This is a genomic window from Neobacillus sp. PS3-34 (genome assembly GCF_030915465.1).
Classification (GTDB): domain Bacteria; phylum Bacillota; class Bacilli; order Bacillales; family Cytobacillaceae; genus Neobacillus_A.
Window position 1 is genome coordinate 1,974,658 of the sequence record NZ_CP133267.1, and the last position, 16,521, is coordinate 1,991,178.

General features: G+C 41.9%; 10 protein-coding genes, 1 rRNA gene, 1 pseudogene and 2 riboswitches. Of the genes and pseudogenes, 1 reads left to right on the top strand and 11 read right to left on the bottom strand.

Annotated elements, in window-relative coordinates:
• Positions 1 to 169: 169 nt before the first annotated feature.
• The 11 genes and pseudogenes from RCG23_RS10135 to RCG23_RS10185 form a co-directional block, all read right to left on the bottom strand.
• A 16S ribosomal RNA gene (locus RCG23_RS10135) occupies positions 170 to 1,704 on the bottom strand.
• A 360-nt stretch (positions 1,705 to 2,064) separates the two neighbouring features.
• Positions 2,065 to 4,140: a glucose-specific PTS transporter subunit IIBC gene (gene ptsG, locus RCG23_RS10140; RefSeq protein WP_308179599.1), complete on the bottom strand. Its 2,076-nt coding sequence runs from the start codon at positions 4,138 to 4,140 to the stop codon at positions 2,065 to 2,067.
• A gap of 187 nt (positions 4,141 to 4,327) precedes the next feature.
• Positions 4,328 to 5,170 carry a glucose PTS transporter transcription antiterminator GlcT gene (gene glcT / locus RCG23_RS10145; RefSeq protein WP_308179600.1) on the bottom strand — a complete coding sequence of 281 codons (843 nt, stop codon included), beginning with the start codon at positions 5,168 to 5,170 and terminating at the stop codon, positions 4,328 to 4,330.
• A gap of 169 nt (positions 5,171 to 5,339) precedes the next feature.
• Entirely contained in the window at positions 5,340 to 6,176 is an 837-nt protein-coding gene (locus RCG23_RS10150; protein WP_308179601.1) for a GNAT family N-acetyltransferase, read from the bottom strand.
• Positions 6,177 to 6,296: 120 nt separating this feature from the next.
• Positions 6,297 to 7,223, bottom strand: a complete 927-nt coding sequence (locus RCG23_RS10155) for a manganese-dependent inorganic pyrophosphatase (protein WP_308179602.1) — start codon at positions 7,221 to 7,223, stop codon at positions 6,297 to 6,299.
• A 104-nt stretch (positions 7,224 to 7,327) separates the two neighbouring features.
• Positions 7,328 to 8,656: an NCS2 family permease gene (locus tag RCG23_RS10160; RefSeq protein ID WP_308179603.1), complete on the bottom strand. Its 1,329-nt coding sequence runs from the start codon at positions 8,654 to 8,656 to the stop codon at positions 7,328 to 7,330.
• A gap of 164 nt (positions 8,657 to 8,820) precedes the next feature.
• A riboswitch (purine riboswitch) is annotated at positions 8,821 to 8,921 on the bottom strand.
• 105 nt (positions 8,922 to 9,026) lie between these two features.
• Positions 9,027 to 10,596: pseudogene (gene guaA / locus RCG23_RS10165) on the bottom strand (glutamine-hydrolyzing GMP synthase).
• Between the two features lie 210 nt (positions 10,597 to 10,806).
• Positions 10,807 to 10,907, bottom strand: a riboswitch (purine riboswitch).
• A 36-nt stretch (positions 10,908 to 10,943) separates the two neighbouring features.
• A complete protein-coding gene (locus RCG23_RS10170; protein WP_308179604.1) occupies positions 10,944 to 12,560 on the bottom strand; it encodes a DUF4129 domain-containing transglutaminase family protein in 1,617 nt (538 codons plus the stop codon).
• Positions 12,452 to 13,162 carry a hypothetical protein gene (locus tag RCG23_RS10175; RefSeq protein ID WP_308179605.1) on the bottom strand — a complete coding sequence of 237 codons (711 nt, stop codon included), beginning with the start codon at positions 13,160 to 13,162 and terminating at the stop codon, positions 12,452 to 12,454. The genes RCG23_RS10170 and RCG23_RS10175 overlap by 109 nt, the downstream gene beginning before the upstream one ends.
• The gene (locus RCG23_RS10180; protein ID WP_308179606.1) at positions 13,159 to 14,271 is read right to left on the bottom strand and encodes a DUF58 domain-containing protein; all 1,113 of its coding nucleotides are present in this window, start codon (positions 14,269 to 14,271) and stop codon (positions 13,159 to 13,161) included. Before RCG23_RS10180 ends, RCG23_RS10175 begins: the two co-directional genes overlap by 4 nt.
• A gap of 102 nt (positions 14,272 to 14,373) precedes the next feature.
• Complete coding sequence (locus tag RCG23_RS10185) at positions 14,374 to 15,330, bottom strand: AAA family ATPase (protein WP_308179607.1); 957 nt, start codon at positions 15,328 to 15,330, stop codon at positions 14,374 to 14,376.
• Positions 15,331 to 15,579: 249 nt separating this feature from the next.
• On the opposite strand from RCG23_RS10185, the gene RCG23_RS10190 reads away from it, so the two are divergent.
• Positions 15,580 to 16,521, top strand: a complete 942-nt coding sequence (locus RCG23_RS10190; RefSeq protein ID WP_308179608.1) for an ABC transporter permease subunit — start codon at positions 15,580 to 15,582, stop codon at positions 16,519 to 16,521.

The following is a 16,521-nucleotide window of genomic DNA, read 5'->3' on the forward strand; positions in this document are numbered from 1 at the left end:
TAAGAGAGAAAACTAAAATGGCGATTACTCGGTTCTTACTTGGTTTCTTCTTTACGATTATCTAGTTTTCAAGGAACAAAAAAATAAAGCCTTGAGAGAATTGCTCCCTCAAAACTAAACAAACAAAAAGTGGTCAACACTGTAATGTCCGTAAGGACAGTTTCCTTAGAAAGGAGGTGATCCAGCCGCACCTTCCGATACGGCTACCTTGTTACGACTTCACCCCAATCATCTGTCCCACCTTAGGCGGCTGGCTCCTTGCGGTTACCCCACCGACTTCGGGTGTTACAAACTCTCGTGGTGTGACGGGCGGTGTGTACAAGGCCGGGAACGTATTCACCGCGGCATGCTGATCCGCGATTACTAGCGATTCCGGCTTCATGCAGGCGAGTTGCAGCCTGCAATCCGAACTGAGAATGGTTTTATGGGATTGGCTCAACCTCGCGGTTTTGCAGCCCTTTGTACCATCCATTGTAGCACGTGTGTAGCCCAGGTCATAAGGGGCATGATGATTTGACGTCATCCCCACCTTCCTCCGGTTTGTCACCGGCAGTCACCTTAGAGTGCCCAACTGAATGCTGGCAACTAAGATCAAGGGTTGCGCTCGTTGCGGGACTTAACCCAACATCTCACGACACGAGCTGACGACAACCATGCACCACCTGTCACTCTGTCCCCCGAAGGGGAACGTCCTGTCTCCAGGATTGTCAGAGGATGTCAAGACCTGGTAAGGTTCTTCGCGTTGCTTCGAATTAAACCACATGCTCCACCGCTTGTGCGGGCCCCGTCAATTCCTTTGAGTTTCAGCCTTGCGGCCGTACTCCCCAGGCGGAGTGCTTAATGCGTTAGCTGCAGCACTAAAGGGCGGAAACCCTCTAACACTTAGCACTCATCGTTTACGGCGTGGACTACCAGGGTATCTAATCCTGTTTGCTCCCCACGCTTTCGCGCCTCAGCGTCAGTTACAGACCAGAAAGTCGCCTTCGCCACTGGTGTTCCTCCACATCTCTACGCATTTCACCGCTACACGTGGAATTCCACTTTCCTCTTCTGTACTCAAGTCCCCCAGTTTCCAATGACCCTCCACGGTTGAGCCGTGGGCTTTCACATCAGACTTAAAGGACCGCCTGCGCGCGCTTTACGCCCAATAATTCCGGACAACGCTTGCCACCTACGTATTACCGCGGCTGCTGGCACGTAGTTAGCCGTGGCTTTCTGGTTAGGTACCGTCAAGGTACCGGCAGTTACTCCGATACTTGTTCTTCCCTAACAACAGAGCTTTACGACCCGAAGGCCTTCATCGCTCACGCGGCGTTGCTCCGTCAGACTTTCGTCCATTGCGGAAGATTCCCTACTGCTGCCTCCCGTAGGAGTCTGGCCGTGTCTCAGTCCCAGTGTGGCCGATCACCCTCTCAGGTCGGCTACGCATCGTCGCCTTGGTGAGCCGTTACCTCACCAACTAGCTAATGCGCCGCGGGCCCATCTGTAAGTGACAGCCGAAACCGTCTTTCAGCTTTCCCTCATGAGAGGAAAAGGATTATCCGGTATTAGCTCCGGTTTCCCGAAGTTATCCCAGTCTTACAGGCAGGTTGCCCACGTGTTACTCACCCGTCCGCCGCTGATCACCGAAATGATCCGCTCGACTTGCATGTATTAGGCACGCCGCCAGCGTTCGTCCTGAGCCAGGATCAAACTCTCCAATAAAGAGTGAGTGATTAGCTCATAAAGTTACGTTGGCAAATTCCGACGATCAAGATCGTCTTCATTTGGTCTTGCTTGTTTTGTTGACATTTTTGTTTGTTTAGTTTTCAAGGATCAATTTTTAAAAATTAGTGTGTCGCTCGCAAGCAACTATATTAGAATAACATTTGACCAACTGACTGTCAACGATCTTTTTAAACTTTTTTAAGTTCAAGTAGCTGTTAACTCGTCATCAGCGGCTGTTCATCTATAATACACCCGGAACAATCCCGCGTCAACACGTTTTACCAATCCATTTATTTCCATTAACTGAATAACAAAAACCGCTCCTTTCAAATTAAAGGAGCAGCCTTATTCTTTGTCTTACTTCTTAATTGAGATTATGCCTTCTTCTTTTGCATCAACTTGTCCAGATTTTTCGATAACAACCTTTTCGCCTTCGCTAAGGTTAGTGAAAACCACTGGAGTGATAATGGAAGTAGCATTATTTTTAATATAATCAAGATCTACCTTTAATAAAGGCTGACCTTTAACAATTCGATCATTTTCAGAAACAAGCGTCTCAAAGCCCTGTCCTTTAAGGTTAACTGTATCAATACCGACGTGGATTAGAATTTCACGTCCGCCGTCAGATAAAATACCCATAGCATGTTTTGTCGGGAACAGGTTGATAATCTTGCCATCAACAGGAGAAACAACCAAACCTTCAGTAGGAACAATTGCAAAACCGTCTCCCATCATTTTACCGGAGAATACCTGGTCAGGGACTTCAGTAATAGGTTTTACTTCCCCTTTCATTGGAGCTACGAAAACCTCTTCACCTATTTCATCATTTTGAAGTGCTTTTGGGTTTACTTCTTCGATTTGCTGTTCGACACCTTTTTCAGGTGCTTTCACAGCTGCTGCTCGTGGAGCTTTTCCATTCATAATATCTTTCATTTGGCCTTTAATGGTTTCAGAACGAGGGCCAAAGATAGCTTGAATGCTATTTCCTACTTCAAGGACACCAGCTGCCCCAAGCTTTTTCAAACGGTCCTTATCTACATTTTTCGCATCATTTACAGAAACACGCAGACGTGTAATACATGCATCTAAATGAGCAATATTTTCTTTTCCGCCCATAGCATCTAAAATATTGGATGCAAGGTCACCTTTTCCGGCTGCATTTCCAGCAGGAGCATCTTCTTCTTCATCCTTTTCGCGACCAGGTGTCATCAAGTTGAACTTCCTGATTGCAAAACGGAAACCGAAGTAATAAATAACAGCAAACACAAGACCTACAGGGATAACTAACCAAGCGTGAGTTTGCGGGTTGATTAGACCGAATAGAATATAGTCGATTAATCCCCCAGAGAATGTCATACCGATTTTTACATTTAATAAATGCATTACCATGAATGATAATCCTGCAAAAATAGCGTGGATACCAAATAGGACTGGCGCAACAAATAAGAATGAGAATTCAATTGGTTCAGTGATACCTGTTAAGAATGAAGTTAATGCAGCAGATGCCATAAGACCGCCGACAAATTTCTTCTTTTCAGGACGTGCTTCTTGGTAAATCGCCAACGCTGCTGCTGGAAGACCGAACATCATGAACGGATATTTACCAGTAGTGAACGTTCCGGCTGTAAGATTTTGTACTCGATCTTTAATTTGTTCCATGAAAATATGTTGGTCACCATGCACGACTACACCTGCATGGTTTGTATAACTTCCAAACTCAAACCAGAATGGAGCATAGAAGATATGATGTAATCCAAAAGGAATTAATGAACGTTCGATAACACCAAAAATAAACGCAGAAAGAGTTAAATTGGCATTAACCATATTATTCGAGAATGCATTTAAGCCATCCTGAATCGGCGGCCAAATAAAAATCATAATTAAGCCAAGCACTAACGCACTTGCTGCCGTTGCAATCGGAACAAATCGTTTTCCTGCAAAGAAACCTAAATAAGAAGGAAGTTCGATTTCGTAGAAACGGTTATACATAGATGCTGCCAGGATACCAACGATGATTCCCCCGAATACTCCTGTTTGCAATGTAGGAATACCCATAACAGATGCATAGCTTTGAGGGTTTTTTGTTAAAGAAGCAGCATCTATGCCCAATGCCGTTCCCATTGTTGCATTCATAATAAGGAAACCGACGATAGCCGCAAGACCGGCAACACCTTCTCCTCCAGCCAAACCAATTGCAACCCCTACCGCAAATAGCAGTGCCAGGTTACCAAAAACAACGCCACCAGCCTGTTCCATAATTTTTGCAACCATTGAAACAGCATGGTTATCAAGGAACGGCGCTAAATCTAATAATGCTGGGTTTTGTAATGCATTTCCGACTGCAAGTAAAATCCCTGCAGCTGGCAAAATTGCTACCGGAAGCATTAATGCTTTACCGACTTTTTGCAAGACACCAAAAGCTTTCTTAAACATAGAAAGACCTCCTAATTTTTTTACTCATTAAGCGTTTTCATTCACGAGCACTCGGAAAATAAAAAAGGCATGAGGAAAGAAAACAATTGATAGAATCTTTACAGGGATATGTTTCCCCAAAAATTCCTTTTCAATTATCTTCTTCACTCATGCCTGATCGTATCAGTAACACGTTGAAAGATAATAGCTATTTAACTTTTTTCTGAAGCCTTTGCAGATGCATTGTCAAATAGACAGCTTCTGCATCGAATACAGGTTTTTTAAGTGCTTGTTGCATCACCTTAATGAGCTTCCATGAGAGATTATAGCATACGGGGTACTCATCTTTCAAGAGGGCTGCAATTTTTTCTGGTTCCTCCACCCTCTCACCGTTGTTAACCCTTTCAATCGTGAATCGAAGGTGCCGCACAAGCCGCATATAATCGACACTTTCCTTATCTATTTGAATTTCAAGCTGCTCTTCTATGAGATCAATCAAATGGCTGACAAGCTGTGAATGCTGGTTAACATCTGATAAATTTTTATTGGTAATGGCACTATGGATATGAAGGGCGATAAAGCCTATTTCTCCTTTTGGAAGATGAATTTCTGTCTTTTCCTTAATAAGCTCAACTACTTCTGAAGCAATACCGTATTCAAAAGGATATAGTGTTTTTGTTTCAACGAGGAAAGGATTGGCCATTTCCATCCCCTGCGTTATTCGGTTTATTGCAAACATGATGTGGTCAGTTAGGGCAACATGGATATGTTCATTAAGACTATTTTGGGTTCTTTTCTTAATCAGGTCGATGGCAGATATGATAACTTCCTGAAGCTGTACTTCCAGGAACGGCAATAGCTTAATATAATTCTGCTGTTCTTTCTCATTTTTTAAGACAAACAGTTTTTCAACAGAAGAATCCTCAATTAAATCATCCCTTTTCCGATTAAAACCGATTCCTTTACCGATTACCACAACTTCATCGTAGGATTCGTGCGTGGCGATGATAACATTATTATTCAATATTTTTTTAACTTTAAAATGCATCATACCACCCTCCCATTATTCGACGAATTTCGACTTGCTTTTCCATGTTATTAAAGGAGATTAGAGAAGTCAATGATTACATACTTTTTTACTTATTATTGTCAATAATAGATCATTTGAAAAAGAATCTTGTAAGGGTCTTCAAGGAATCACCTTTTTAATAGGTTGCCTGTTAACTACTCGGGATTGCCACTGCATTGCATGCTTTTTCGTAAAATTCTATCGGACCAGCTCCCCCAATGATGGCATATCCGTATCCAATCTCTTTCATTTCCTTTAAACAGTGATGAAGAAGGGAGAATCCTATACCTTTATTACGGCAGGAGTGGACCACACCCATAGGGCCAAAGTAATTCCTCTTATTATCGACGATATCAAACCCAGCAAATCCGAGTATTTCTTCATTCTCTCCCAAAGCCATATATATAGAAGGATTATCTTGTAATAAAGCAATTTTTATAGTGTCAACCCACCCTCCGGCAAAATGCTCCTCCATAAAGCGGGTTATCTTTCCATTATCAGCTTGCGTAACTCTACGAATATTACGATGTGGTACTTCAGGGAAGGTGTAATTTTGCAGGTTAGTGATCATATCTCTTGAAGTCGTGCCGAGAGATAGAATGATTTGTTCATTTTCTTCAGATAAAAACTCATCAAGCAACTCCATCTTTATCAATGCTTTGAGAAGATGCCCTTCATTTAAATAAATTTGATTATACCTTTTCATGATATTAGCCGCTTCAGCAAGTGCGTCAAATACGTGGATGGAAACAGGCCATTCCAGGAATTCTTTTCTGGCTGCGGTTTGGGACACTTCATTAGCGGATGACCGCAACTTATCCAAATCAATATTTACTTTCAGAAAAATTTCCCCCAGCACGCCTGTCCTTTCCTCTAAACACGCAATAAGCAAATGAATTGGAAGTATCGACTGACAGTTCGAAGCCTTCATTTCTTTTTCTGCTAAAAGAAGTATTCTTAACAACCTCTCTGTTAACTGAATATCCACCCCTACTCTCTCCTCCCTGGAACCCTACTTTTAAAAAAACATTGTTTATTACTTCATTTTCCAAATCAAAAATTCCTTTATTGGAGTATGTAAAAGGCCGTCCGAGGACGGCCCTGCATATTATTCAAATGAAGCTGTTAATGGAGGAACGATTTGCTTTTTGCGTGAAACTACTCCTTTTAAAGCAGCCGTATTATTATCCAATGTCACATTGAATGCTTTTTCGACATTCGCTGCCGCTTTACCCAACGCTAACGCAACGGAGTCATTTGTAAGGATATCCGTTACCACGAATACAAAAAGGTCAAGGTTCTTTTCCTCAATCACACGGTCAATTGCTTCTTCAAGCTCTTTTTGGCGGGACAGTACATCGTTCGTGTCAACCGCGTTAACCTGTGCAATCTCTACTTGAGCGCTTCCCATTGGGAATACTTTTGAATCGATGGAGATTAACTCACCAACTGATTTTGCACTTAAGTCTGCACCCGCTTTTAGCATATCCAGTCCGTATGTTTCCAGCTCAACGCCAGCAAGTTCAGCAAGCTCATGTGCAGCATCGATATCTTCCTGAGTGCAGGTAGGAGACTTCAATAACAATGTGTCAGAGATAATGGCAGAAAGCATTAATCCAGCTGTCTCTTTTTCAATGCTGACTCCATTTTCTTTATACATTTTGTTTAAAATTGTCGCTGTACAGCCTACTGGCTCAACGCGGAAATACAAAGGATCCTTTGTTTCAAAATTTGCGACGCGGTGGTGGTCGATAACTTCAGCAACCCGTACCTGCTCCATATCGTCAGCACTTTGCTGGCGCTCATTATGGTCGACTAAAATGACGCTGCTTACTTCTGCTGCCACCTTTTCAACTAAGCGCGGCGCACTTTTTTGGAAGTGGTCCAGGACGAATTTCGTTTCTTCACTTACAACGCCTAAACGTACAGGCTCTGTATTAAATCCTAATTTATTTTTCAATTCGGAATACGCAATGGCAGAACAAATTGTGTCTGTATCCGGATTTTTATGACCAAAAATCAATACTTTCTCCATGGTTTCTCTCCTTTAATTAAGTCTAATTCCATTATCATATTATCATTATTCTTATAAGAAAAAAACCGCGATATCTCGCGGCTTTAGAAGTTTTGCATAAGTTATTACTTCAAGAAAATGAAATATAGGACAAAGATGACGAAGAACACGTACATGATTGGGTGAATTTCTTTTGCACGGCCTTTAACGAGCATCGTGATTGGATAGAAGATGAAACCGACCGCAATACCTGTGGCAATGCTGTATGAAAGAGGCATCGCAATGATTGTAAGGAAAGCTGGAACGGCAATTTCAAACTTCGCCCAATCAATTTTTCCTAGTGATGAAACCATCAGCACACCGACAATGACAAGGGCTGGTGCTGTAACAGGCGCCGTTACCACTGATAATAACGGGAAGAAGAATAGTGACAGGATGAATAATGCTGCTGTAACAAGTGATGCAAAGCCCGTTTTCGCTCCAGCTGCCACACCAGCTGATGACTCAATATATGAAGTGGTTGTAGATGTTCCAAGTACTGAACCAACGATTGATGCAATTGAATCAGCGAATAATGCTTTTCCTGCGCGAGGAAGCTTATTATCCTTCATTAAACCAGCCTGGTTGGCTACCGCGACTAATGTACCTGCGTTATCAAAGAAATCAACGAATAAGAAAGTAAGAATAATACCAAGCATTGATGTTGTATAGAAAGAACTGTCACTAAATGAACTGAATACTTCTCCAAATGTTGGCTTTATGCTTGGAACAGCAGAAACTACTTTATGTGGTGTATCAATCAAGCCAAAGATCATGCCGACAATAACGGTAATGATCATACCGTAAAATACGCCACCATTTATTCCTCTTGTCATTAAAATAACAGTTATAACGATACCAAAGATCGCTAGAAGCGTACTGCCGTTTGTGAAATCGCCTAGTCCTACAAGTGTTGCATCATTATTCACCACGATGCCTGCGTTTTGCAGTCCAATAAAGGTAATGAATAAACCAATTCCCGCACCAACCGCATGCTTCAGTTCAACCGGGATTGCATTGATGATTTTTTCACGTAATCCTGTTAATGTCAGTAAAAAGAAGAATACACCAGAGATAAAAACGGCGCCAAGTGCATGCTGCCAAGGGATTTTGCTTCCTAGCAGAACGGAATATGCAAAGAATGCGTTTAAGCCCATACCTGGCGCAAGTGCTAACGGATACTTCGCCAGCAAGCCCATCACAATGGAACCAACTGCTGCAGCCAGTGCTGTCGCAACGAAAACGGCTCCGTAATCCATACGCATAGCATCAGGAAGATCTTTAATATTTGCAAGCGTCAATGTAATCGGATTGACGATGAGTATATAGGCCATTGCAAGGAAGGTAGTGATGCCCCCCATCGTTTCACGGCGGTAATTCGTGCCTAGCTCCTCAAACTGAAAATACTTTTTCATTTCTCTTTCCCCCATTTAACTATCATTTAATTGCACCTAATCGTAGTGTACCGAATCCTTTAGTTTCCGATACATGGCAGGACAACCAAAAAGCGCCCCGGAATCTACCGGAGCGCTGACATAGGCATGTGCTAAAAAACAAGAGGGAAAAAGATATAGAATCCCCTTATCAAACACTGCCTCGTAGTCAAGCCATTAACGGTAGCTCGGTAGAAACTTTTGGCCATATCCCCAAGATTATACGATGCAAATTTATATTCTCTTTAATTCATTTTTAGTTTAACAGGCACAAGGAACTACGTCAACATAAAACACGAACATTTTTTATAAAAAAGTTCATATCATTCGTTTATCGATGCAATTCCTCTCTTTACTCCCATTCAATCGTTGCCGGCGGCTTGCTTGTAATATCGTAGACCACGCGATTAACATGAGCAACTTCATTTACGATCCTTGTTGAAATGATTTCAAGCAGATCCCATGGGATTCTTGCCCAGTCTGACGTCATGCCATCAATGGAAGTAACGGCACGGATGCCGATTGTGTAATCATATGTGCGTGCATCACCCATGACACCAACACTGCGGATGTCAGGCAGAACGGTAAAATATTGCCAGATCTCACGCTCAAGGCGGCTTTTTTAACTTCTTCCCTTAGGATGGCATCAGATTCCCTGACAATTTCCAGCTTGTCTTCAGAGATTTCACCAAGGACCCTGATACCCAGTCCAGGGCCGGGAATGGCTGTCTCCAAACGACTTCATCGGGCATGCCAAGCTCTGTTCCAAGCGCACGGACTTCGTCTTTAAAAAGTGTATTTAACGGTTCAATCAGTTTGAATTGCATATCCTCCGGCAGTCCGCCTACATTATGGTGCGACTTGATTGTCTGGGCAGTTGCCGTTCCGCTTTCAATAATATCGGTATAAAGCGTACCCTGTGCCAGGAATTCAATTCCTTCCAGCTTGGCTGCTTCATCGTCAAATACATAGATAAATTCATTTCCGATGATCTTCCGTTTTTGTTCCGGATCCGATACACCTTGTAATTTTCCAAGGAAGCGTTCTTTCGCATCCACCTTGATTACATTCATATTAAATCCGTCAGCTAATGTTTTCATTACTTGATCGGCTTCGCCTTTTCTAAGCAAACCGTGATCCACAAAAATACATGTCAGCTGGTCACCAATCGCTTTATGGATTAGTACAGCCACTACGGAGGAGTCAACACCGCCGCTAAGTGCGCATAATACCTTTTTATCGCCTACTGTCTGGCGGATTTTTTCCATCTCGATTTCAATGAAGTTCTCCATCGACCAATTGCCGCTGCACTGGCAGATATTGAACACAAAATTCCTCAATAGTTCATTGCCATATACTGAATGGCGCACTTCCGGATGAAACTGGACCGCATAAAGATTCCTGTCTTCATCGCTCATCGCTGCAATCGGGCAGGATGGATTGATGCCATCTACCTTAAAACCCTCCGGAGCCTCAACAACAAGATCTCCATGGCTCATCCAGACAATTTGCTCTTCCGGAAGTCCGCTAAACAATCTTGATTCATGCTGAAGGCTTAATACTGCCTTCCCGTATTCACGATTTTTCGCCTTTTCCACTTTTCCGCCGAAGTGCATGGTCATGAGCTGCATTCCATAGCAAATTCCAAAAATCGGCAGACCTAATTCAAAAATGCTCTCATCGCACCGAAATGAATTTTCATCATAAACGCTGTTAGGTCCTCCCGAAAAGATAATGCCTTTCGGATTCATTTCTTTGATTTCCTCCGCTGTAATGGTATGCGGATGAAGCTCACTATACACTCCAAGCTCGCGGATACGGCGTGTAATCAGCTGATTATATTGGCTCCCAAAATCCAGGACCACAATTTTTTCTTGATTTTGAAGCTCGATTTTACCCGTCAAGGCGGCCACCTCTTTCATCAATATCTTCCCTTATTTTTCGCTGGCAATCCAAAAACATTTCATAGAAATGATTAGAAAAGCTTGGCATCCGCCAAGCCCTTAGGCGGATGCCTTAGTTTTTCTTATGCGTTCAGAATTTATGGATATAAATTCTGAAAAGCAAAAAAACTAGAATTCTCCCCATAAAAAATAAAGGAAGGCAGAATTCTAGTTTTACTTAAAATATTTAATAGAAATTTCTGCCTTCATAGTCAGGCCATTTACGGCGGCCGGTAGAGACTTTCGATCCATATCATCGAGGATATATGAAGGTAAGGCACAATATTAATTTTGTTTAATATTGTAGCAATAGATTAAATTTCCGGTCAAGCGATTGTCTTTTTAATTAAATTTTCCCATAATTCCTTTAATTCTTTCCAGCTTCCAGCAGGAAGATTGCTGTTATAAATATATTGTTCATATCGGCTTGTCAGGCGTCCCATTTCATTGCTGGAAAAGAACGAATCGACGTATCTTGCATAATTCCTCAGCGTCTGATCGTTCTTGCGTTTTAACCCGTATCGTTCCAATTGCTTTAACAGAACAAGATACGCTTTAGCTAAATGAATGTCCTTTTTCCTCCACTTAAATAGGAAAATAAAATAATGCGGCAGCCATCTAAATCGAATTTGATACAATAATGAGATTGCCGTCCCAACTGCTAACAGGCTAAATAGAATCCAGCCCCAATTTGTTTGGACGAACTTCATGGATCTTTTTAACATGCTTTGTTTTTGAATCGTTGTTTTGGACGTAGCTGTTTTCTTCTCCATCTCTTCCAGCCTGTTTGGCTGCGGTTTCTTCGGTGCGACAGCAGGCACGGCCTCGCTCTGTCCAGCCGGAGTTGTTTTAATTTCATAATTCAACTTTATATTGTTACTGAACCCTTTGGTTGGTTCAAACGGAATCCAGCCCTGGTTTGGAAAATAGGCCTCCACCCAGGAGTGGGCGTTATTATTGCTTATTTCATAAATCTGCCTTGATGTATCGGTATCGCTGTATTTCTTAAATTCACCTGAGGAATACCCCTTTACCCACCTTGCCGGTATACCGATGGATCTCAGCATAACGACCATGGAAGTAGAGAAATTATCACAATATCCACGCTTCGTTTCAAATAAAAACTGGTCTACATAGTCATCCTTTTTGCCGGGAACAGCGACCTTCTTTTGGTCATATGTGTACTCAGGACTATTGAAAAAGCTCTCAATTGCCTTCGCTTTATCAAACCAATTGTTTTTGTCTGCTGTTATTTTCTCTGCAAGCTGTATGACACGCAGCGGCAATCTTTGCGGCAATTGTGTATATCGGGTGATAAATTCCTGACTCATCTGCGATGCATCTTTTCCCGTCACCTTTGTCAGCTCGGAAACCCGGTAGGTTGGGACCTCAAAATCAACAGAATATTTTCTTAAGACTTCAGGGTGCTTGCTTGGACCAAAACTATATATCTTTTCCAAATCCTGATCAAGCTCAAACTTTGTGAGAGTTCCAGTACCGATGATTCTAAGACCATATGGATAGATAATATGCTTATACAGTATATTCATGTTTATCTGGGCATGCTCTTTTTCCGTCTTCACACTTTTAGGAGTATATTCCAACGGAACCGATTCACCCGATTTAAAATTTAGCCTTTCCGACTTAAGGGTTGTAATCCAGCCTTTACCCGTATAAACATCCTTCGACTCCACCTTCCAATAATTCCTGCTTTCTGCATCAGCAGTGAAGACGATGCTGCTATCAGAAATGAACGGCCCTCCCAATTTGGAATCATTTGTTCCATATCCGATACGGGAGACACCCCCTGATCCTTTTTCACTCGATTTATCATTTAGTGACTTAATAAAAGGAACGGGATCGGCGACATGGGAGCCGCTTTCGGTGCAGCGAAGCCGGCAGCCGTGCTGACAACGATCATTCCCGCAAGGGGAACCATCCATTTCCGGGTAAAGGAAGGTTCCTTCTCAATATTTTCCCTTTTCAAGAGGCGATAAAATGTAAGCATCCCCATTACTGTAAAACCCGCAATGACAGTCCTCACAATCGCACCTTTTCCATCATATGGCGTAAATGTATCCAAGACTGTTATATAAATAATGGTCATGAAGAAAAAAATAAAGATCCTTTGCCTATTTAAAAGCCAGTATTGAATCAAATACACGATAAGCCAAAGCAGGATAAAAAACAAAAGAGTACGAAATTCATTTGTCATCTCATTCCAATTCGAGTCCATGATGAATCCAATATTTTCACTTATAATCTTTGCAAAAGACTTCCACCATTTAAAATGGAAAAAGCCTCCCGAAAAGTAGAAAGAATAAATAGCGCCTAAGATATATACACCTTTAATACAAGATAGAAGAATTCGATTCATTCCAAAATATGCACCTAAAAAAGCGATAACCAGGAAAAATATGAAGATTCCCAATTGATCCGTGTTCGTAAGCTGCCCTAATGGCCTAAGCCATTCCCACAGCATAAAAAAAGCAAAGGCATACAGCAGAAAAGGTGAAAATTCCTTTGTCATGACAGAGGCTCTCATCGCAAATTCACCTCCGAAAAAGCAGCTGCAAACTGCCCGTCATGAACCAATACCATTCTTACCCCGCGGGCATTGGCCATTGCTTTTAAGCTGATTTCACTTTTATCTGGGGACTCTTTCGCATCCTTAATCAAAAAAATGGTGACCGAGCCTTTTCGTTGTCCAAATGCAGCCGCCTTATCAATTAACTCCTTAGAAATCTTTGAGGTGACCAGCATAAGTGAAATCGATTGCTGCGCTAAAAAGAGTTCTGCTTCCATCACCTTTTCCAAAGAAGAATGGTAGGGCTGAATTTTGGCAAGATGGTAAAAAAGCTCCTGCATCTGCTTCTCGCCGCCTCTAAGCGGAAAAGAAGACCTTTCTCTGCTGTTTGTCAGCAGCCCAGTCTGTGCCCCTTTTCTTAAAACCGCCCTAATCAGTGATGCCGTAAAAGAAACAACCGTTTCGAATCGCCGGTCAGGCAGGCAATCCATTACAACAAACACGTCATGAGACTGGCGTTGTTCAAATTCCTTTGTCATGATTTCATTTCGCTTTGCAGTCGCTTTCCAGTTAATCCAGGAAAACCGGTCTCCAGGCTGATACTCCCTGACTCCAATAGCCATTGTGCTATCTCTTTGTACTCTCTCCCTTGAGACTGTCATCCCTTGGTCGTAATGGTTCTCAAATGGCTGATAAATCAATTCACTGAAGGCCGGGTAAACAATAATTCTGTTTTCCGCCTCCACTTTTTCACCTATTTCCATCAAGCCGAGCGGATCACCGGTACGAAGTTTGAAAAAATGAAAGAAGTGTTCGCCGCGAGGCAGCTCCTCAACTATGTACTTAAACGAAAATTCTTTTTTAAATCCGGGAAATAAAAGGATTTTTGCTTTATTTTTTTTATTCGAAAATTTAAGGGGTTCGTTCAGTTCATCCTCCACAAACAAATAAAACAATGGGAAGGATGATCTCCTGCGGATGGTAACGTCTACTTTTAAGGGTTCTCCTGCATTATACTCTGACTTTGGCAGGGAACGGCTTATTTCCACTTCGCCCAAAGAATAAAAAACCATTGCTCCGCTATACAGGGCAAAAGGAAGAAAGCTGTAAAGCAAAAACCAGCTCACAAATCCCCCCTGAAACATGGAATATGAAAAAGCAGCCAGCAGCAGAAAAAGTAACACAATGAATTTCCATACCCGTCTTGTTACGGTCAGCATTTTCTCCATTTAGTTCACAAGCCTCTGGACTGGTACCGGAATCCTCGCCATCACCCGGTTAATCACTTCCTCAGCAAAAATTCCTTCAAATTTCGCCTCCGATTTCAAAATTAGGCGATGGGCAAATACAAATGGGGCTAGGTACTGAATATCATCCGGCAGGACAAAATCACGCCCCTTCATAAATGCATAGGCTTGAGCTGCTTTCATCAATGCAATGGAACCGCGCGGGCTCGCCCCAAGATATACACTTCCATGCTGTCTTGTACCATGTGCAATATCGACGATATAGCGTTTAATCGTATTATCAACAAAAACCTCTTTAATTTCTTTTTGAATGGCGCGCAAACCCTCTAAATCGATTACTGGTGCCAGATCTTCAATCGGAGGAACTCTTTGGGCACGATTTAATACTTCCATTTCCTCGGCGATTCCCGGGTAACCCATTCTCATTTTTAACAAAAAGCGGTCAAGCTGCGCTTCAGGCAGCGGATATGTACCTTCATATTCAATCGGATTCTGGGTAGCCATAACAAAAAACGGTTTTTCAAGCTTGTGGGTAACGCCGTCAACTGTTACACTGCCTTCCTCCATACCCTCCAATAACGCGGACTGCGTTTTCGGTGAAGTCCTGTTAATTTCATCGGCAAGGATAATATTTCCCATCAACGGACCAGGACGGAACTGAAATTCCATTTCCTTCGGGTTGTAGATCGAAACCCCCGTAACATCCGATGGCAAAAGGTCAGGCGTAAACTGGATTCTTTTAAATTGGGCGTTCACCGATCTGGCCAGCGCGCGCACCATCATCGTTTTTCCAACCCCTGGCACGTCTTCAAGCAAAACGTGGCCATCCGCCAGAAGGGCTACAAGGCTCAGCTCCGCCATATCCCTTTTTCCAATAATAACTTTTTCGATATTCGTTAAAATCTTTTCTATGATTGTTCCCATTTGTTCGCGAGACATCTTTCTCCCCCTTAACATCGGCCATTTATATAAGTTTCGTAATCTTATATATTCTACATTTTCTGGAAAAATCCTGTAATTTTTCTATGTAAAAAATTTAGAATCGTATTTAAATAAGACGAAGCTAAACATCGAAAGTTACAAATTTTTATAAAAAAGTTTTATTTTGTTAGTTTTGGCGTAATATTTGATACTGATATGAGATATTAGTAAAATACTAGTAATATTACCAAATAAAGGAGGATATTAATGGTAATTGTTCAGCCAATTCTGCGCCAAGCTCTTTTATGGGCCATTTCCACTTTCCTGTTTTTATCGATTCTTTTTATACCGCGGAATGTGGAATTTAAAGCGGGACAGGGCAATACCTTTAACAATGCAACCTATCATTACTCCATCCAGGATCACATAACAGAATTTAAAAATTTCTACTTATATATCAAAAAGAACCGTGGATTTGGGGAGGTATCTGTTGGCTATTCCCTTACTGAAAAAATTGGGAGGACTTTTTTTAAAAGCATGAAAATAGCTATTCCCGCTATTATCCTCGGTTTTTTTGCCGGTATCGCCAAAGGTGTGTTTGATTACCGTACCCGCAACCGGAGGGGCAAACTGCTTGGAGTATCAACAACAAAATTTTTCCTCTCTGTACCCGATTTATTTTTAATCATCATGATACAGATTGCTATCATGACCACCTATGAGTACGGACTTTTGCCGCTAATAAAGGTGTTTGGTAGCGAACATCTGAGTACAGTCATTCTTTGCATTGTTTTTCTATCGATTTATCCCATTTTCCATATAGCCACTATTACGTATTACAGCCTGCATGATGAACAGGGCATGGATTATATCCGAACCGCATTGGCTAAAGGGATTACATCTTCTAAAATTCTCTATTTTCATATGCTGAAAAATTGTTTAGTAAAAATATTAAGCCAAGCCAACACTATTACTCTTTATGTTCTATCAAATCTATTTATTGTAGAATTTTTGACCAGTTACAGAGGTGCTGCCTATTTCTTCTTTAGATCTGTTGCTCCGCCTGGCAGTTTTACTGGCGGAATTGATTTTCATTTGAATACATTTGCCGCTGCAGGCTACACCATCATGTTCACCCTTGTGATTTTCATTGCCAATACAATTAGCCAGGTTACCAGGAAAATTCTTTTCCCGTATGAAAGGAGTTAA